The organism is Brevundimonas sp. AVps4 (assembly GCF_058681525.1).
Window position 1 is genome coordinate 2,925,485 of record NZ_CM178741.1, and the last position, 17,577, is coordinate 2,943,061.

Consider the following 17,577-nt stretch of genomic DNA (forward strand, 5'->3'; position numbering starts at 1 on the left):
CCGGAAACAAAGGAGGCTTGCATGCCGCGTCTGAACTCCATCGTCCCCCTGGTCGGCAGCCTGCTGCTGTCGCGCGGCGGCCGTCGTCTGGCCGGGCGCCACGCCGGCAAACTGGCCCTGGCCACACTGGCGCTGGAGGTCTGGCGCAACCGCCGTCAGAAGGCGGGTCAGACCCAGCATCAGACGGCGTCCAAGGCCCGTCCGCAGCCCCGTTCAAGATGGAGCGGTCGGTCCCCGAGATAGGTCTGGACTTCCCCGACGGCGGGGCGGAATAGTCCGTTCCACCGCATCAGGAGCCGCCCGATGATCAAGGTCCACCATCTGAACGACAGCCGGTCCCAGCGCGTCCTGTGGCTCCTGGAGGAGTTGGGGCTGGACTATGAGGTCGTGCGCTATGAACGCGACGCCAAGACCCGGCTGGCGCCGCCCGAACTGATCGCCGTCCATCCGCTGGGCAAGTCCCCCGTGATCGAGGACGGGGCGATCAAGGTCGCCGAGACCGGCGCCGTCGTCGAATATCTGCTGGACGCCCACGGCCAGGGGCGGCTGCGGCCCCCGCCCGGCACGGAAGAGGCGCGGCGCTTCACCTATTGGCTGCACTATGCGGAAGGGTCGGCCATGCCGCCCCTGCTGCTGAAGCTGGTGTTCGGCCTGCTGCCCCGCCGCGCCCCCGCCCTGCTCAAGCCCCTCGTCAACGGGATCGCCGCCAAGGCCCAGAGCGGCTTCGTCGATCCCCAGCTTCGCACCCATATCGGCTTTTGGGAGGATGAGCTGGGCCGATCCGAATGGTTCGCCGGGGATCAGTTCACCGCCGCCGACATCATGATGAGTTTCCCGGTCGAGGCCGGGGCGGACCGGGCCTTCGACATAGCGACCAAGCCGCGCCTGGCCGCCTTCCTGCAACGCATCCACGCCCGTGCCGCCTATCAGCGGGCGCTGGAACGGGGCGGCCCCTACACCTATGCGTGATGGCGTCGCGGGGATGCGCCGCGCAACCCGACGGGGATGAAGGCGTTAACGTCTCATGCGCCTTCAAACCATTCAGATCGTGGCCGGACTCGTCGCGGCCGTCGCCTTCATCCTGGCCTTCATGGCGGCCGGCGCCGCCGTGGCGTCGAGCCTGTTCATGCTGATGGGCCTGGCCGCTGTCGCCTGGCTGGCCTACAGCCTCATCAAGAGCGTCACCCACCGCAGCGGCAAGACCAAACCCCCCGCCCGCGCCTGATCTCGATCGGGCGTGGAGGCGCGCCCTTGAATTGCGGCGCGATAAGCCCTAGTGTCTATGCCCGGCCGCGCCCGCCCCGCGGCCTTTTGTCTGCCTATTTCGCGTCTTTCCAGTCTCCGGGCGAACCAGAAAAATCACGACACCAATGGAAAAAGTGCCGATGACGGGCGAGGGCTACCGTGTCCTCGACGATCAACTGAAGCAATTGAAGTCGGTCGAGCGGCCGGCCGTCATCGCGGCCATATCCGAGGCCCGCGAGCACGGCGACCTGTCCGAAAACGCCGAATACCACGCCGCCAAGGAGCGTCAGGGCTGGATCGAGGGCCAGATCGCCGAGATCGAGGACAAGATCAGCCGCGCCCAGGTCATCGACGTGTCGAAACTGTCGGGCGACCAGGTCAAGTTCGGCGCCACCGTCACCGTGGTCGACGAGGACACGGAAGAAGAGGCCCGCTATCAGATCGTCGGCGAACACGAGGCCGATGTGAAGAAGGGCAAGATCTCCATCGCCTCGCCGATCGCCCGCGCGATGATCTCCAAGGAGGTCGGCGACGTGGTCGAGGTCAACACCCCCGGCGGGGTCAAGGCCTACGAGATCCTCAAGGTCGAGTGGAAATAACCACAGATCGAATAACCGTCTCCCTCCCCGTTCCGGGGAGGGTCGTCGCGCAGCGACGGGGTGGGGGCGGCCCGGCGGGCCGCTCTTGCTCGATCGGCCCCTTGTCTGTGGGGCGTCGCCGTGCCTGCCCCACCCGGCCTCGCTTCGCTCGCTCTCCCTCCCCGAAACGGGGAGGCAAAACAGATGTCTGACCCCCTCTCCATCTGGGTCGTCTCGGACGGACGCGCGGGGATCGAGAACCAGGCCCTGGGCCTCGCCGAGGCCGTCCAGCGCCTGACCCCGGCCGAGATCACGGTCAAACACATCCGCTGGCGGCCCCTGTTCGACCGCCTGCCGTCGGCGCTGAAGACGCCGGCCATGCTGGCGTCCGCCCCGCTCGCGGCGCCCTGGCCCGATCTCTGGATCGCCACCGGTCGTGCGACCCTGCCCCTCTCGACCCGCATCAAGCGCTGGAGCGGCGGCAAGACCTTCGTCGTCCAGACCCAGGACCCGCGCTGGGCGAACGACCGCTACGACCTGATCGTCGCCCCGGCCCATGACGGCCTGTCGGGCGACAATGTCTTTGAAATCACCGGCTCCCCTCATCGCGTCACGCCGGAGCGGATCGCCCAGGCCGCGCCGGCCTTCGCCGCCCGGATCGCCCCCCTGCCCCGCCCGCGCGTCGCCGTGCTGATCGGCGGCCGGTCCAAGGCCTTCGACCTGACCCAGGCCCATGCGGCGGACCTGGCCGACCAGATCGCCGAGGCCGTTCACGCCTCAGGCGGTTCGCTGCTGCTGACCTTCTCACGCCGCACGCCGGACGCCGCCAAGGCGGTGATGACCGAACGCCTGTCGGGCCTGCCCGGCTGGATCTGGGACGGGGCCGGCGACAACCCCCTGTTCGGCTTCCTGCATTTCGCCGACCACATCCTGGTCACCGAGGACAGCGCCAACATGGCCGCCGAGGCCGCCTCGACCGGCAAGCCGGTCCACATCCTGCCCATGGTCGCGCTCAGGTCCGGCGACAAGTTCGCCCGACTGCACGACGATCTGGCCGAACGCGGCGCGACCCGGCCGTTCGACGGAACGCTGGACGGATGGACCTACGCCCCCCTGGCCGAAACCCAGCGCGCGGCGCGGGCGGTGCTGGAGGCGATGGGGGCGCGCTAAGCCACTCACTCCGCTTATCCCGGCTTTCGCCGGCATGAGCGCAACAGAGATAATCTTCTGCGTCCGATTCTGACGCAGCCGTGGTGCAAGCCACCCGCTGGCGTCAGGAGGAAAACTAAGAACCGCTCGCAAAAATCTGCACGAAAGTGCACTAAAAAATTTGGAGTGGCCTTTAGTCGCCGCCCCCTCCGCCGCCACTGTCACAGCCGCCGTCCGCGCTGGAGTCGGCGCAGCCTGACGTGTCCGACGTCGGCGGGACGGCGCCGCCGTCCGAACCGTCGCCCTTCTTGGCCTTGGCGTTCGCCGCGCCCATGAAGGCCACGCCGAGGCCCGATCCGATGGCCGTGCCCAGGGCGAGCCCCAGGCCGACGTTGTCCATCGCCACGCCCAAGGCCACCCCGATCGACAGACCCATGCCGATCCCGATCGGCAGGAAGGCCGCCTTCTTGTTGCTCATCCCCGTCTCCTCCTCATCTGCGGCGAGACTAACATCGCGCAAACGGGAATCAGCCCCTAAATAGGCGCATGACCCAAGCTCGTACCGTCCGCGTCGCCATCATCGGCTCCGGCCCCGCCGGCTGGACCGCCGCCATCTACGCCGCCCGCGCCTCGCTGAACCCCGTCGTCATCGCCGGTCTCCAGCCCGGCGGCCAGCTGACCATCACCACCGACGTCGAGAACTATCCCGGCTTCGCCGAGACCATTCAGGGCCCTTGGCTGATGGAGCAGATGCAGGCCCAGGCCCTGCACGTCGGCACGGAAGTCATCCACGACATCGTCGTCTCCGCCGATCTGTCGCAGCGCCCGTTCCGGCTGAAGCTGGACGGCGGCGAGGAAATCCTGGCCGAGACGGTCATCATCTCCACGGGCGCCCAGGCCAAGTGGCTGGGTCTGGAGTCCGAGGCGGCCTATCAGGGCTTCGGCGTCTCCGCCTGCGCCACCTGCGACGGCTTCTTCTATCGCGGCAAGAACGTGGTCGTGGTCGGCGGCGGCAACACGGCCGTCGAGGAAGCGCTGTTCCTCACCAACTTCGCCGCCAAGGTCACGGTGGTCCACCGTCGCGACGAGTTCCGCGCCGAGAAGATCCTGCAAGACCGCCTGTTCGCCCACCCCAAGGTCGAGGTGATCTGGAACGTGGCGGTGGAAGAGATTCTGGGCGTGGTGGACGGCGTCGCCCGCAACGTCACCAGCGTTCGCTTGAAGAACGTTCAGGACGGTTCGACCCAGGAGATCCCCGCCGACGGCGTCTTCATCGCCATCGGCCACGCCCCGTCGTCGGAACTGTTCAAGGGTCAGCTCGAGACCAATTCGGGCGGCTATATCCGCGTCAAACCCGGCACGGCCCAGACCGCAATCGAGGGCGTGTGGGCGGCCGGCGACGTGACCGACGACGTCTATCGCCAGGCTGTGACTGCGGCGGGCATGGGCTGTATGGCCGCGCTCGAAGCCAGCCGTTTCCTGGCCGAGGAAGACCACGCCAAGGCCAACCATCCCATCAGCCATAAGGAAGCCGAGAAGATCGGCGTCTGGTGAACGTCCGGACGGGCGGAGTCAGGCGAACAGCTGCAGACCCGGCGGCGCATATTGGACCGGCTGGCCTGTGCGGCGGCGCAGGGCGTAATCGACCGCCGTCTGCACCGCCTGTTCATCGGTCGGCTTGGACAGGACGCCAATGGCGCCCGCGACGCCGTCGCGCACCATGCCCGGATTGGCGGTCATGAACAGGACGGTCACGCCCATCTCCTGGCCCAGCTCGCGCCCCAGGCTTATGCCCGTGGGGCCGTCGGACAGGTGGATGTCGACCAGGGCCAGATCGACCTCATTTTCACGCGCCAGATTCTGGGCCGACTTCGACGTCGACGCCACCCCCACGACCTTATGGCCCAGGTCTTCCAGGACGAAACGCAGCTCCATAGCGACGAGCGCTTCGTCTTCAATGATCAGGATGCGGGCGGTCATGGGCGGCGGTTTTATGTTCTGTGGCGGACACAACGCGGGGACAGGCGATCGGTTTCCGTCAGAGTGGCTGAAGGCGGTCCTTTTCCGCCGCCCTGCGGCGCGAGAGCGCGGTAGCGGGCAAATCCACAACAATCCTTAAACCGTCGGCCGCCCATTCGCGGTGCAGCCGCCCGCCGAGTTGGCCCTCCACCGACAGACTGGCCAGGGAGGAGCCGAACCCCTGGCGCTCGGGCGGCCCTTCGATCGCCGGGCCGCCGATCTCGGTCCAGGTCAGGATGAACCGGTCGTCGTCGCGGCGCGTGGCCAGCTCCACCCGACCCGCCGCCGTCGCCAGGGCGCCGTACTTGGCCGCATTGGTCGCCAGTTCGTGGAATAGCAGGGCGACGGAGGTCGCCGCCTGGTCGTCGAACACGGCGTCGTCGCCGCTGATGTGAACGCGCGGGGCGCCCGTGTCATCGCTGTACGCCCTGAACAGATCCGCCAGGAAGGTGTGCAGGGTGGTGGCCCCCACCGTCGGCTGAGACGCCTCCGTGTGCGGTCGGACGAACTCATGGGCGCGGGCCAGGGCGGCGATACGGGTCCGCAGAGACGAAGCAAAGGCCCGGGCCTCAGGATACTGACGGGCCGACAGGGCCACCAGCGCCGTGACCACGGCGAAGATGTTCTTGATCCGGTGGCTCAGCTCCTGGCTGACCAGTTCGCGACCCTGCTCCAGCCGTTTCAGCTCGTCGATGTCGGTGCAGGTGCCGAACCAGCGGGTGATCTCGCCATCCTCGTTGCGGATCGCCACCGCCCGCCCCAAGGTCCAGCGATACACCCCGGAATGGTGCTTCAGCCGATATTCGATCTCATAGGGTTCGCCCGTCTCCAGCGACCGGCTCCAGCGGGCCCAGGCCCGCTGCTGATCGTCAGGATGGAACATGTCGTTCCAGCCTTCCCCGTCCGTCGATCCGGCTGGCACGCCGGTGAACTCGTACCAGCGTGCATTGTAGTAGTCGTGGAAGCCGTCGGGGCGCGTCGACCAGACCATCTGGGGCATGGCGTCGGCCAGCACCCGGAATTGGGCCTCGCTGGCCCTCAGCCGGGCGGCGACGTCGTCGGACGCCTCCAAGGCCCGTTCAAGCGCGTCCCGGCCCTCGTCTCTCTGACGCAGGGCGCGGCGCAGTTCCATCTGCGACATCACCTGACCGGCCAGGGTCTTGAGCGCCGTCTCCTGAAGCTCAGTCAGACCTTCCGGCCGGGGCTGGGTGTCCAGAACGCACAGGGTGCCCAAGGGCAGGCCGCTGGGCGTCTTCAGCAACCGCCCCGCATAGAAGCGCAGCCCCGGCTCCTGATGAACCAGAGGATTGCCGTCGAACCGGGCGTCCCTTGTCGCATCCGGCACCACCAGCCCGTCCTCATTCAACAGGGCGTGGGCGCAGAAGGAGGTCGCCAGCGGCGTCTCGCGCACGCCCAGCCCGACCTCGGCCTTGAACCACTGCCGTCCGGAGTCGATCAGATTGACGACCGCGATCGGGGTCTCGCAGATGCGGGCGATCAAGGCCACCACGTCGTCAAAGGCGGCCTCGCGCGCCGTATCAAGAATGCCGTAGTCTCTCAGGGCCGCCAGACGCTCGGACTCATCCCACCGTGCAGGTTCAGCAATGGGGTCGGTCAAACAGGCGTCCTTTCGAGGCCGTAAGCGGGATCAGCAGCTTCAATGCTCGACCCGCACAAGCGTTGCATTAGAGCGGCCCGTCGCTTCACTTGGCGGGGCGTCCGACCTCTTCCACCGCCATCACGGCGACGCCTGCCGGAGCGGGCTCCGGCTCCGGCTTGGCCTCCAGGGCCTGAAGCCGCGCATTGATGGCGGCGACCTCTTCCTGGGTGGGCAGACGACGCCCGCCCAGGCTGACCACGCCCACCACCCTTTGACGTCCATCGACCTCGACGGTCTTAAGCGGGGCCGCCTGCCCTGCCTCGGCGGGGACCGCGTCCGGGTCCGGGCCTCCGGTCCCTTGGCCGGGCTGAACGCCGGGTCGGGGGCGGGCGAACCGCGCTTCATCGATCAGGGGCTCGCGTCCCTTGTAAACGGCGCGGAAGGCGGCCGTCTCCCCGTAAAGACCCTTCCAGCGATAGAAGACGTGCGTCCCGATCTTGTTGACGCGCGAGACGGTCGGCGCCCACCAGGGGTCCACATAGTCGGCGTGATAGTGGGTGGCGGTCCCCACCGTCTGGGCCACATAGCCGTTCAAGGCCTTTTCGGCCGCCTTGCGCGCCCGCTCCCACGCCCAGGGAACCGGCGCCTGGGACAGGGCGCCGTCGCAGGTGAAGCTGAACTGGCACCCGGTCGTACGCTCGGCGCCTTCAAACACAACGCCGCACACCGTGTCGGCGTAGTTGGGATCGCGCACGCGGTTCAGCACCACCTGAGCCACCGCCGCCTGGCCCTCGTCGGACTCCAGCGCCGCCTCGTAATAGACCGCCTGGGTCAGGCACCGCAGGGCGCGACGGCGATCCTCGGCCCCGCCCTTGAAGACGAAGGGCCGCGCCGGACGCAGGGCTCCGGCCGTCGCCAGGGTCGCACCTGGGGTGAAGGCCGCCCGGGTCAGGGCCGGATCGTGCCGCTGCGCCAGGGCCAGCTGCGAGGCGCTCAGCCGCCCCTCAAGAGCGGCCAGGCCGTGGGGCCCCAGATCGCCCTGGGTGATCCGCGCCACGGCCTCCGCCGTCCGATCCGCGTCCGGCCGCACGGCCGAGCCGGCCGACAGGGCGACGCCCAGCACGGCGGCGGCGGCGGGCAAGGCCGCAGCCGAGCGCCTGACCGCCGCCCAAATCCGGTTCCAATGGGTAAGGACCATTCTGTTCCACAGCAGGCGCGACCAGGTCATGGACGCAGGAGGCCCGGACCGTGCCCGCATTTCGGGGCCGTTTTCAGGCGGACCGCCGATCCGCCTTATCGACCGCCCAGGCTGGCCCGCAACATCCAGGCGAACTTCTCGTGCGCCGCCAGACGCTGGGTCAGCAGATCCACGGTCACGTCGTCGCCGTCCCCGTCCGCCACGTCCAGGGCGGAGCGCATGGTGGCGATCAAGGTCTCATGATCGCGCATCAGCTCGCGCAGCATGTCGGGCGCGTCCTTTTCCGGCTCGCCGTCGCGAATACTGGTCAGGTTGGCGAAGGCGCCGTAGCCCTGCGGCGCCAACTCGCCCAGGGCGCGGATACGTTCGGCGATGTCGTCCAGGGCCGCCCACTGGTCGCGATACTGCTGCTCCAGCATATTGTGCAGCGAGAAGAATTCAGGCCCCCGCACGTTCCAATGATAGCCGTGGGTCTTCAGATAGACGGCGTAGGCGTCCGCCAGAACCCGGGTCAGTTGCTCAACCACGTCGCCGCGCTCGCTCTGGGACAGTCCGGTGTCAATGGTTGCGGTCATAATACGCTCCGTGGGTGTGAGTTCGTCGCCGGCAATCTAGACGCAATCCGGCAGGCAGGAACGCAAAACCGCAACAAGCGTTGCATCACATAACGTCGCATCGAACGACGTGAGGGGACGGGCACAATATGACGCCAGGCGCGGTCTTTCGCCGATTTCTGAACGCCGAAGCCGGTCTCCTCGTTCTCGCCCGTCTGAAGTCCGGTCCCGCCTGGCGGAGAATTCTAGTCGGACTGGCCGGCGCCGGCGCAGGACTGGCGGTGCGGGCGGCCACCGCCGGTTTTTACGGCGGGATCACCGGCTTCATGATCCTACTGCCGGGCGTCATTCTGGCGGCCTTGGCCGGCGGACGTCTGGCAGGTCTGACGGCGGTTGCGGGGTCTCTGCTGGGCGGCTGGGCGCTGGTCGCCTTGAACCCCGGCCCGACGACCCCGCATCTGGGCGTGGTCGCCACCTCCAACTTCGTCTTGGTGGGCCTGTTCTGCACCTGGCTGGGCGCCTCCTTGCGCCAGACCCTGATCCGGCTGGATTCCGTCGTCTCGGCCCTGTCCCTGTCCAACGCGCGGTTTGACGAGACCGGCGCCTTTCTGGGCTATGCCGGGATCAACCTGAACGTGGACGGGGCGCGCGAACCGCTGGAGAAGGCCGCCCGCGCCGAGCGCCGCCAGCATTTCCTTCTGAACCTCAGCGACCGCCTGCGCGACCTGTCCGACCCGGAGCGGATGATGGCCGAGGTCGAGGCGTCCCTGGGCGGCCTGCTGAGCGCGAACCGCGTCGGCTACGGCGAGGTGGACGAGACGGGCGAAGTCGTCTCCTTGAGCCGCGACTGGATTCAGGGCGTCGCCAGCGTTCACGGGCGCGCGCCGAGCGTCTTCAATCCCGCCCTCGTCGCCGACCTGTTCGACGGTCGGACCATCCGCATCGACGACGTCCGCGACGACCCCCGTTCGGCCGACATCGCCGCCGCCTTCGCCGAAATCCAGACCCGCGCCCTGATCCGAGCGCCGCTGATCCGCAACGGCCGATTGCGCGCCTTCCTCTATGTCCACGCCGCCGCCCCCCGACGCTGGACTGACGCGGAGGTCCAGCTGGTCGAGGAGGTCGCCGCCCGCACCTGGGTCGAGATCGAACGCGCCCGCGCCGAGACCGAGACCCGCGAGAGCGAACAGCGCTTCCGCGCCATCGCCGACACCGCGCCGGTCCTGATCTGGGTCACGCGCCAGGATCGCCGCCGCGCCTTCATCAACCAGGCCTATGCGGACTTCTTCGGCGCGGACTATGAGACGGCCCTTGCGGCGGACTGGCGCGCCCGACTGCACCCGGACGACCAGGACCGCATCCTTCGAGAGTCCCTGGCCGGAGAGGCGACGAGAGAACCGTTTTCTCTGGAGGCTCGGTATCGGCGTCATGACGGCGAGTGGCGCTGGCTGAAATCCTTCTCTCGTCCGCGCATGGCCGGAAGCGAGTTGATCGGCTTCGTCGGCGTCGCCTTCGACGTCACCGACATGCGCGAGGCCCAGGCCCGGCTGACCGAATCCGAAAGCCGGTTCCGCACCGTCGCGGACAGCGCTCCGGCCATGATCTGGATGACGGACGCGACGCCCCGGATCGTCTTCGCCAACAAACGCTATCGGCTGTTCTGCGACATCCGCTCGCAGCGCCAGCTGCTGGACGGCTGGCGCAGGCTGATGCATCCGGACGATGAGACGGTGTTCGACGCCGCCTTCCTGCGGGCCTTCCAGGCGCGGGATCGGTTCGAGGCGCTCAGCCGGGCCAATCATCCGACCCTGGGGCTGCGCTGGCTCCGGACCGAGGGCGTGCCCCGGTTCGACGCGGCCGGCGCCTTCCAGGGCTATGTGGGCGCCACCATCGACGTCACCGACGCCAAGCGCGCCGAGGACGACCTGAAGCACATCAATGAGCTGCTGGAGGAACGGGTCGCGGAGGCCCTGGCCGAAAAGGCCGCCGCAGAGGCCCATCTGATGCACGCCCAGCGGATGGAGGCGGTCGGCCGCCTCACCGGCGGTGTCGCCCACGATTTCAACAATCTGCTGACGGTGGTGATCGGGGCGCTGGACATCATCCTGCGCTCCGACGACGCCGCAAAACGCAAGAAGCTGGGCGAGGCCGCCCTGGCCGCCGCCCGTCGCGGCGAGAGCCTGACCCACCAGCTTCTGGCCTTTTCGCGCCGTCAGGCCCTGCGTCCCGAACCGGTCGATCTGAACGGCCTGATCCGCGAGGGCGAGCCCTTGCTGCGCCGGGCCGTCGGCGAGGCCGTGGACTTCAAGATCCGGCTGAAGCGCGGCGGCGTTCGCGTCAACGTCGATCCAGCCCAGTTCGAGGCCGCCCTGCTGAACCTGGTCGTCAACGCCCGCGACGCCCTGGGCGACGTGACCGGGCGCGACGCCGCATCAGCCGATGCGACGAAAGAGGCCGGCGGCCCGCCTCGATCGGGGTCGAGACGGCCCCGTCCGTGCCGGCGCCCGCATCACGATCCAAACCCAGGCCTGTTCCGTAGCGGCGGGGCAGATCCCGGAACTGGCGGCGGGCGACTATGTCTGCGTCGCCGTGTCCGACAACGGATCGGGCATGTCGGCCGAGGTCATCGACCGGGTCTTCGAACCCTTCTTCACCACCAAGCCGATCGGCAAGGGCACGGGCCTGGGCCTCAGCCAGGTCTATGGCTTCGCCCGACAGTCGGGGGGCGGGGTGCATATCGCTTCCAGCCCCGGCCGCGGCTCGGAAATCCGCCTCTATCTGCCGCCGCTGATCGCGGACAAGGCCGCCCCGTCACCCGAACCGGGCGGCGTCGGCGCCGCCCTGCCGAACGGCCACCGCCTGCTGCTGGTGGAGGACGATGCGGATGTCGCGGCCATCGCCCTGGATCAGTTGGAAAGTTTCGGCCTGGACGTCGAATGGGTCGAGACCGGTCCCGAGGCGCTGGAGGCCCTGGAACGGGCGCGCTTCGACGTCATGTTGACCGATGTGGTCATGCCCGGCGGCCTGAGCGGCGTCGATCTGGCGCGTCAGGCGGCGCGCGACTGGCCCCAGATGCGGATCGTCCTGACCTCGGGCTATGTGGGCGACGACGTGGACCAGGTTCTGGCCGACACGCCCTGGCCCTTCCTGCGCAAACCCTATTCGCCCGAGCAATTGCGCGCCGTTCTTTCGACGGCGGGGCCGCGGCCAAACCATTAGATCCAAGAAAAACGCGCCGCAGAGGCTGCGGCGCGTTTTTCTTCGTCAGTTCCAAGGTCGCCTCAGCGGCGCGCCTTGCGGGCGGCGTAGCGCGCGTCGCGCCTTGCCTTCTGCTCTTCCTTGGTCAGTTGCTTGCGCGCCTTGCGGTCGGCCCGCTTCTCGGCCTCGATCGCTTCCTGAGCGGCCATTTCGGCGGCCAGACGCGCAGCCTCCTTCTCGGCCTTCTCGCGGCGCTGTTCCGCCTTGGCCAGTTCGTGCTGCTGGCGCAGGGCTTCCTTTTCGGCGGCGCGCTTCTCAGCCAGGCGCTCGAATTCGGGATCGGGGGCGGCGGGCTTGGGCTTGAACTTGGCGAGCAGAGCCTTCTTGGCTTCCTGCTGGGCGGTCAGGCGGTCGGTAAATCCGGTCTTCAAATCTTTCATGCGAAAGCGTCAGGGTTCCTTGTGATCGGCCAGCGGCCATCGGGGGTCGGGCGGCGGAGAACGGGCGCGTCCCGAAGCGGGGCGCACAAAGCCTATGCAGGGGCCAAAAGCAAGGTTCGCCGCCACGAAATCGGCCGCGCGCACGAAATGGCGCGCTTGAGGCGCCCTTACCTGCTCCAGTGATGCAGATAGGTCGCGCCCGCCCCTTTGCAAGGGGCAGGCGCAAGGGCGGGTTCGTCAGTTGGGCTTCTGCGCCTGGCCGACGACGGTTCCGGCCGCTCCACCGACGGCGGCGCCCACGGGTCCGCCCACCACAGCCCCCGCCACGGCGCCGCTCGCGGCCTTTTGCTCGATAGTGGTCCCGCAAGCCGTCAGCGCCAGGGCGCCGGCGGCGATGCAGGTCGTGATGATCATGCGCGACATGGCGTCTCTCCAAAAAGGTCACGCTTGAACGCCGCGCCGCGCTTGAGGTTCCCAGCGCAATCCAGAACTGGCGAATACGGAAAACGGACCAACGGACAACACAATCCGCGCGCCATTCAGCAGATACGGGGAAATGTGACAATCTACAGCCGAGACGCCGTGCAACCCAATACAGTATTCGCTCTATCCACTGTCGCAATCCGGCCCATATTGTCATGCCGCCGGGGCAATATCGTAAAAATACCTAATCCTTTCGTCGCCTTAACCAGCCGCTTGCGAATCAGCCACATTCAGGTCACAAACTTCGCTATATAGGCCCGTCCTCGACGCCCGGGCTGTATGTGCCGCGCGCCGAATGCCGGCCGGACAGGCGACCGTTTCGGGTCGCCCCGCCGGCGATACGACCCGGGGGCAGCGTTTCTCGCCCTGCTGAACAGGATGAACTCGTTGTCGCATTCCTCGCAGACGCGCGGCCCCGCCCGCACCGATCATGTGGCGAAGATCAAGCCCGTGACGGCGGCCGCGGCCTTCGGCTGTCTGGTGGGACTGGCGATCGGCGGCGCCTATCTGGGCGGGACCATGGCGCGCAATGCGACGCTGCGGGCCCAGGCCGAACGGATCCAGGGCGCCACCGCCGCCGGCTTCACCGAAGAAGCCCTGTCCGCCGCCGCCGGCGGTCTGGACGCCAGCGCCCTGTCGATCGCTCGTCGGCACGATCCCTACACCAGCGCCGGCGCCGCCGAGCGCGATCGCCAGGCCGAGCTTCTGGCGGCCCGTCTGGATCAGTTGGACGCCAACCGCGATCCCAAACTGCGCCACGCCAATCTCTCCACCCCCGTCGGCGCCAAGCCCTTCCGCCTGGATCACGCCCTGGACGCCAGCCGCGACCTCGATTGCCTGACCCAGGTCGTCTATTATGAAGCGCGGGGCGAGGGCCGCGACGGCATGCGGGCCGTGGCCCAGGTCGTCCTGAACCGCGTCCGCCACCCCGCCTTCCCCAAGAGCATCTGCGCCGTCGTCTATCAGGGCGCCGCGCGCCGCACCGGCTGCCAGTTCTCCTTCACCTGCAACGGCGTGATGCGCGGCCGGATCAATCAGGCCGCCTGGAACCGAGCGCGCGGCATCGCCTCCTCGGCCCTGTCCGGATCGGTTTATGCGGGCGTCGGCAACGCCACCCATTTCCACACCACCGGCGTGTCGCCCGACTGGCGCAACACCCTGATCCGGGTGAACCAGGTGGGCAGCCATCTCTTCTATCGGTTCGGCGGTCGCGCCGGCTCAGGCGGGGCCTTCACCTACGCCGCCCGTCCGTCTCAGGCCGACGATCAGCCCCGTCTGATCCAGGCGGGTCTCAATCCCGTCGAAGCGGCCCGCCAGGCCGGACAGGCCGTGGCCTATTCGCTGATCCTGGCCCAGGAGGGCGGCGCCGAGCCCCAGGCTGCGCCGACGAACGCCCGTCCCGCCGCCAAGCCTGCGGATGCGGCCGTCGCCACCCAGGCGTCCGGCCAGGCTTCCCCCCCGCCCGCCGCCCGGCCCACGGCGGCCTCGGCGCCGCGCGGCGCTGCGCCCCGGGCGGAGGCCAGGACGGAAACGGCGGACGCCTCCAACCCCGTTTGATCGCAAAGGCGCTTCAGTCCGGGCCGAAAGGCCCCAGTGTCGTCCGGTTCTGATCGAATTCGCCGAACCGACGGCCGGGCTTGTCCGGGCTTGAGGTCTGCTCCCGCCCGACCCCGATCACGCTCAGCCGGTCGTAGCCGACGCTGAGCGGTTGAGCGGGCGCCCGCCGCACCCGCAGGGCCTGAGGCGTCTGGGGCGTCTGGGGCGTCTGGGACATCGGTCGCTCCTGGGCTCGCTCCTCGCGCGGTTCATCGTATGAACGTCGCGCGCGGCGGGCTGTTCCCCTGGCCTCACAGGGCGTCCAGGCCGATGTCCAGCACGGGCGCCGAATGGGTCAGGGCCCCGACCGAGATCACATCGACCCCGGTCTCCGCGATCGCCCGCACCGTCGTCAAATCCACCCCGCCCGACGCCTCCAGCCGGATGCGCCCCCCGGTCCAGGCCACCGCCCGCCTGAGGTCCGCCAGGCTGAAATTGTCCAGCATGATCACGTCCGGCGCCAGGTCCTCATTGATCAGGGCCAGGACTTCGCTCAGCTGATCCAGCCCATCCACCTCGACCTCCACCTTCATCAGGTGAGGGGCGAAGGCCTTGGCGCGCCGCACGGCCTCGCCCACCCCGCCGCAGACGGCGACGTGGTTGTCCTTGATCAGGATGGCGTCATCCAGGCCGAACCGGTGGTTCACCCCGCCGCCGCAGGCCACCGCATGTTTCTCCAGCGCCCGCAGGCCCGGCGTCGTCTTGCGGGTATCGGCGATCCGCGCCCTGGTCCCGGCGACGGCTTGAACATAGGCCCGCGTCAGGGTCGCCACCCCGCTCAGCCGTCCGACCAGGTTCAGGGCCGTCCGCTCGGCGGACAGGAAGGCGCGCGCGTCGGCCTCGACCACCGCCAGCACGGCCCCCGTCTCGAACGCCGCCCCGTCGGCCAGCCGAAGCTCAACGTCGGCCGTCGGGTCCATCGCCTGCACGGCCAGCCGCACGGCCTGAATCCCGGCCAGAACGCCGGCCTTGCGCGCCGTGAAGGCCGCCTTCATGCGCGCCCCTGGGGGAATACAGGCCAGGGCCGTGACGTCGCCCGCCCGCCCCAGGTCTTCCGCCAGAGCCATCCGCACCACCGGTTCGATCAGGACCTCCGGCAGGGATCGGTTCAGGGCCATGTCTCGGGGAGTCTCCATAGAGGCCGTCATTCCGCCGCCAGGGCGAGGTCTCCGGCCAGTCTGATCCGCGTATGCGCAGCGTTCGCCGCCGTCTGCGGATAATCCGCGCGGTAATGGCCACCCCGGCTCTCGTGCCGATCCAGCGCCGCCTGGGCGATCAGCCGCGCCGCCAGAAGACAGGCCGCCGGCCCGTGCAGGGCCTCCAGCCGGTCGATCAGGGCGATCAGGGCCGTCAGACCGGCCTCATCGCGCACCACCCCCGCCTGGGCCGTCATCGCCGTCCTCAGCTCGGCCAGGGCCGCCTCGGGCAGATCGGGCGCCAGGGGCGTCGGGACCGGCCGTCCGCCCCCCGTCTCGCTCGACGCGGCCCGCCCGGCCCGCCGTCCGAAGGCTGCGGCCTCAAGCAGGGAGTTGGACGCCAGGCGATTGGCGCCGTGCACCCCCGTCGCCGCGCATTCGCCGACGGCGTACAGGCCCGGAACCGTCGTGCGCCCGTCGGCGTCGGCGGCGACCCCGCCCATGTGATAGTGGCAGGCCGCCATCACCGGAATGGGGCTGACGCGCGGGTCCAGCCCGGCGCGCATGCATGCGGCGAAGACGGCCGGAAACTCGTGCGGAAAGCCCTCTCCCACAGCCGTGCGCGCATCCAGAAAGGCGCCCCGGCCTGCGGTCCGCGCGGCATGGACGGCCCGGGCCACCACGTCGCGGGGCTTCAGATCGGCGTCGGCCTCTTCGCCCAGCAGGAAGGCGCCCGCGCCGTCGATCAGCCGCGCCCCCTCGCCGCGCAAGGCTTCGGTCGCCAGGGGGGCCGGATCGAGGCCGACGTCTATGGCGGTCGGGTGAAACTGCACGAACTCGGGGTCCAGAATCTCCGCCCCCGCCCGCGCCGCCAGGGCCATGCCCTCGCCTTTCAAGGCGGCGGGGGTGGTGGTGGCGGCGAACAGCCCCCCGGCGCCCCCGGTCGCCAGAACCACGGCCGAGGCCGTAACCTCGACCAGCCGTTCGCCGCGGGCGGCGACCGCCCCGACCACCCGGCCGGTCTCATCCTGCATCAGCCCCTTCAGCCGGGCGTCTTCCCAGACCTCGATCCGGGCCTCGGCCCGCACGGCTGCGACAACGGCCGACAGAATGGCGCGTCCGGCGCCGTCGCCGCCGACCCGCGCCACGCGCGCCACGGAATGGGCCGCCTCCAGACTGACGACGAAGCTGCCGTCCCCATACTGGTCGAACGGCGCCCCCAGGGCCGCCAGCCATTCGACGGTTTCGCGCCCGGCCTCGGTCAAGGCCTGGGCCGCGCCCGGATCGACCAGACCCGCCCCGGCCGCCTCGGTGTCGCGAGCGTGCAGCTCGGCCGAGTCCACAGCCGTCAGGGCCGCCGCCATCCCGCCTTGAGCCCAGGCGGACGAACAGCCGCTCAGCAGCGGCTCCGGCGTCAGGACCAGAACCCTCGCCCCAGCCTGCGCGGCCTCCAGCGCGGCCGACAGCCCCGCCAGTCCGGCGCCGAAGATCACCGGCCCCTCATGTCGCACGCGGCTCATCGTCCGATCCCCAGATAGTTCAGGCCCAGCCGAACGGCGCCGGCCGGATCACCCTCGGTCACGGGCATCAGGGCGCCGACCGCCGCCGCCGCGCAGAGGGCCAGGGTCAGCAGATAAAGCCCCAGGCTCCTGCCCGCCTCGGGCCAGCTCAGCGTGCCCCACGCCGCGCGCCAGACGCCGCGCTTCAGATGGCTGAACACCGACAGGGCCAGGAAGGCGGCCAGGATGAACCGGCCCGTGGAAAGACCCCACCACACCACGGCCACGCCGATGACCAGCAGGACGATCTGCTCAAGCCGCGGATGAACCCGCGTCAGCACCGGCCCCAGAGCCTTGGACCCGTCCAGCGGCGGAGCGGGAACCAGGTTCACCAAGTTCAGCATGGCGATGAAGAAGGCGCCAGCCAACCATTCGCCCTGGCCCGTCGCCATCCCGACGGCGACGAAGGGGATCATGGCCAGAAGACCGAAGGCCGGCCCGGCCAGCGACACCAGCACTCCGTCCCACTCGCTTCGAGGCGCGCGCCGTCCCTTGGCCAGTCCGCCCAGGAAGGGAATGATGTAGATGCGCGCCGGACCCATGCCGAGCCGGTTCATCGCCAGGGCGTGCCCCGCCTCATGCACGAACAGGCCGATCAGCACCGCCCCCGCCACGACGACGCTGCCGGTTATCCACCACAGGAAGCCCGCCATCAGGGCCGTGGACAGCACGGCCCAGACCAGGCTCTGATCCTTCTCGACCGGTTCTTCGGCCACCGCCTCGGTCTGGGCCGGCCGCGCGCCCGCCGCTTCGGGCTTGATGTCCCACGGCCCCAGGGGACGGTCGGGCGCGGGGGCGGGTGTGTCTGTCTTGCTCATGGCG

Annotated in this window: 19 protein-coding genes and 1 pseudogene; 9 read left to right on the top strand and 11 right to left on the bottom strand. The window is 69.3% G+C overall.

The window, feature by feature from the left end; genetic code table 11:
• Window positions 1-21: 21 nt before the first annotated feature.
• The 5 genes from ACW178_RS14535 to ACW178_RS14555 all read left to right on the top strand — a co-directional run bounded on the left by ACW178_RS14535 (window position 22) and on the right by ACW178_RS14555 (window position 2,993).
• Window positions 22-243: a hypothetical protein gene (locus tag ACW178_RS14535; protein WP_054766533.1), complete on the top strand. Its 222-nt coding sequence runs from the start codon at window positions 22-24 to the stop codon at window positions 241-243.
• Between the two features lie 60 nt (window positions 244-303).
• Complete coding sequence (locus ACW178_RS14540) at window positions 304-969, top strand: glutathione S-transferase family protein (protein ID WP_191557934.1); 666 nt, start codon at window positions 304-306, stop codon at window positions 967-969.
• Window positions 970-1,024: 55 nt separating this feature from the next.
• Entirely contained in the window at window positions 1,025-1,225 is a 201-nt protein-coding gene (locus ACW178_RS14545) for a hypothetical protein (RefSeq protein ID WP_152950872.1), read from the top strand.
• Window positions 1,226-1,370: 145 nt separating this feature from the next.
• Window positions 1,371-1,844: a transcription elongation factor GreA gene (greA, locus tag ACW178_RS14550; protein WP_191557933.1), complete on the top strand. Its 474-nt coding sequence runs from the start codon at window positions 1,371-1,373 to the stop codon at window positions 1,842-1,844.
• A gap of 183 nt (window positions 1,845-2,027) precedes the next feature.
• On the top strand, window positions 2,028-2,993 hold the full coding sequence (locus ACW178_RS14555; RefSeq protein ID WP_492024701.1) for a mitochondrial fission ELM1 family protein: 966 nt from the start codon (window positions 2,028-2,030) through the stop codon (window positions 2,991-2,993).
• A gap of 172 nt (window positions 2,994-3,165) precedes the next feature.
• On the opposite strand, the gene ACW178_RS14560 is transcribed toward ACW178_RS14555, so the two are convergent.
• Window positions 3,166-3,450 (bottom strand): glycine zipper domain-containing protein, encoded by a 285-nt coding sequence (locus tag ACW178_RS14560; protein ID WP_054766538.1) that lies wholly within the window; start codon window positions 3,448-3,450, stop codon window positions 3,166-3,168.
• A 68-nt stretch (window positions 3,451-3,518) separates the two neighbouring features.
• Between ACW178_RS14560 and trxB the strand changes: the two genes are divergently transcribed.
• Window positions 3,519-4,526 carry a thioredoxin-disulfide reductase gene (trxB, locus tag ACW178_RS14565; protein ID WP_182713244.1) on the top strand — a complete coding sequence of 336 codons (1,008 nt, stop codon included), beginning with the start codon at window positions 3,519-3,521 and terminating at the stop codon, window positions 4,524-4,526.
• An 18-nt stretch (window positions 4,527-4,544) separates the two neighbouring features.
• Here trxB and ACW178_RS14570 read toward each other — a convergent pair whose 3' ends face one another.
• The 4 genes from ACW178_RS14570 to ACW178_RS14585 all read right to left on the bottom strand — a co-directional run bounded on the left by ACW178_RS14570 (window position 4,545) and on the right by ACW178_RS14585 (window position 8,364).
• Entirely contained in the window at window positions 4,545-4,952 is a 408-nt protein-coding gene (locus tag ACW178_RS14570) for a response regulator (RefSeq protein ID WP_054766540.1), read from the bottom strand.
• A 58-nt stretch (window positions 4,953-5,010) separates the two neighbouring features.
• Window positions 5,011-6,609: a sensor histidine kinase gene (locus tag ACW178_RS14575; RefSeq protein WP_444571420.1), complete on the bottom strand. Its 1,599-nt coding sequence runs from the start codon at window positions 6,607-6,609 to the stop codon at window positions 5,011-5,013.
• Window positions 6,610-6,694: 85 nt separating this feature from the next.
• Window positions 6,695-7,789: a cell wall hydrolase gene (locus ACW178_RS14580; protein WP_191557931.1), complete on the bottom strand. Its 1,095-nt coding sequence runs from the start codon at window positions 7,787-7,789 to the stop codon at window positions 6,695-6,697.
• A 95-nt stretch (window positions 7,790-7,884) separates the two neighbouring features.
• Window positions 7,885-8,364 (bottom strand): Dps family protein, encoded by a 480-nt coding sequence (locus ACW178_RS14585; protein WP_054766541.1) that lies wholly within the window; start codon window positions 8,362-8,364, stop codon window positions 7,885-7,887.
• Window positions 8,365-9,089: 725 nt separating this feature from the next.
• Here ACW178_RS14585 and ACW178_RS14590 point away from each other — a divergent pair.
• Together ACW178_RS14590 and ACW178_RS14595 are read left to right on the top strand one after the other, a co-directional pair.
• Window positions 9,090-10,502 (top strand): annotated as a pseudogene (locus tag ACW178_RS14590) (PAS domain S-box protein); the annotation flags it as partial.
• 280 nt (window positions 10,503-10,782) lie between these two features.
• Window positions 10,783-11,562, top strand: coding sequence for a response regulator (locus tag ACW178_RS14595; RefSeq protein ID WP_492024702.1), 780 nt, complete (start codon window positions 10,783-10,785; stop codon window positions 11,560-11,562).
• Window positions 11,563-11,624: 62 nt separating this feature from the next.
• Here ACW178_RS14595 and ACW178_RS14600 read toward each other — a convergent pair whose 3' ends face one another.
• Together ACW178_RS14600 and ACW178_RS14605 are read right to left on the bottom strand one after the other, a co-directional pair.
• A complete protein-coding gene (locus tag ACW178_RS14600) occupies window positions 11,625-11,981 on the bottom strand; it encodes a DUF6481 family protein (RefSeq protein WP_054766543.1) in 357 nt (118 codons plus the stop codon).
• A 237-nt stretch (window positions 11,982-12,218) separates the two neighbouring features.
• Window positions 12,219-12,404, bottom strand: a complete 186-nt coding sequence (locus tag ACW178_RS14605) for a hypothetical protein (RefSeq protein ID WP_182713242.1) — start codon at window positions 12,402-12,404, stop codon at window positions 12,219-12,221.
• Window positions 12,405-12,851: 447 nt separating this feature from the next.
• Here ACW178_RS14605 and ACW178_RS14610 point away from each other — a divergent pair, with 447 nt between their 5' ends.
• The gene (locus ACW178_RS14610; RefSeq protein WP_224762064.1) at window positions 12,852-14,021 is read left to right on the top strand and encodes a cell wall hydrolase; all 1,170 of its coding nucleotides are present in this window, start codon (window positions 12,852-12,854) and stop codon (window positions 14,019-14,021) included.
• 13 nt (window positions 14,022-14,034) lie between these two features.
• On the opposite strand, the gene ACW178_RS14615 is transcribed toward ACW178_RS14610, so the two are convergent.
• From ACW178_RS14615 to ACW178_RS14630, 4 genes are all read right to left on the bottom strand, one after another.
• On the bottom strand, window positions 14,035-14,238 hold the full coding sequence (locus ACW178_RS14615) for a hypothetical protein (protein ID WP_191554439.1): 204 nt from the start codon (window positions 14,236-14,238) through the stop codon (window positions 14,035-14,037).
• Window positions 14,239-14,311: 73 nt separating this feature from the next.
• Window positions 14,312-15,196, bottom strand: a complete 885-nt coding sequence (gene nadC / locus ACW178_RS14620; RefSeq protein WP_492024703.1) for a carboxylating nicotinate-nucleotide diphosphorylase — start codon at window positions 15,194-15,196, stop codon at window positions 14,312-14,314.
• An 8-nt stretch (window positions 15,197-15,204) separates the two neighbouring features.
• The gene (locus ACW178_RS14625; protein WP_287103740.1) at window positions 15,205-16,716 is read right to left on the bottom strand and encodes an L-aspartate oxidase; all 1,512 of its coding nucleotides are present in this window, start codon (window positions 16,714-16,716) and stop codon (window positions 15,205-15,207) included.
• The gene (locus tag ACW178_RS14630; RefSeq protein ID WP_054766547.1) at window positions 16,713-17,573 is read right to left on the bottom strand and encodes a metalloprotease; all 861 of its coding nucleotides are present in this window, start codon (window positions 17,571-17,573) and stop codon (window positions 16,713-16,715) included. Before ACW178_RS14630 ends, ACW178_RS14625 begins: the two co-directional genes overlap by 4 nt.
• Window positions 17,574-17,577 lie beyond the last annotated feature (4 nt).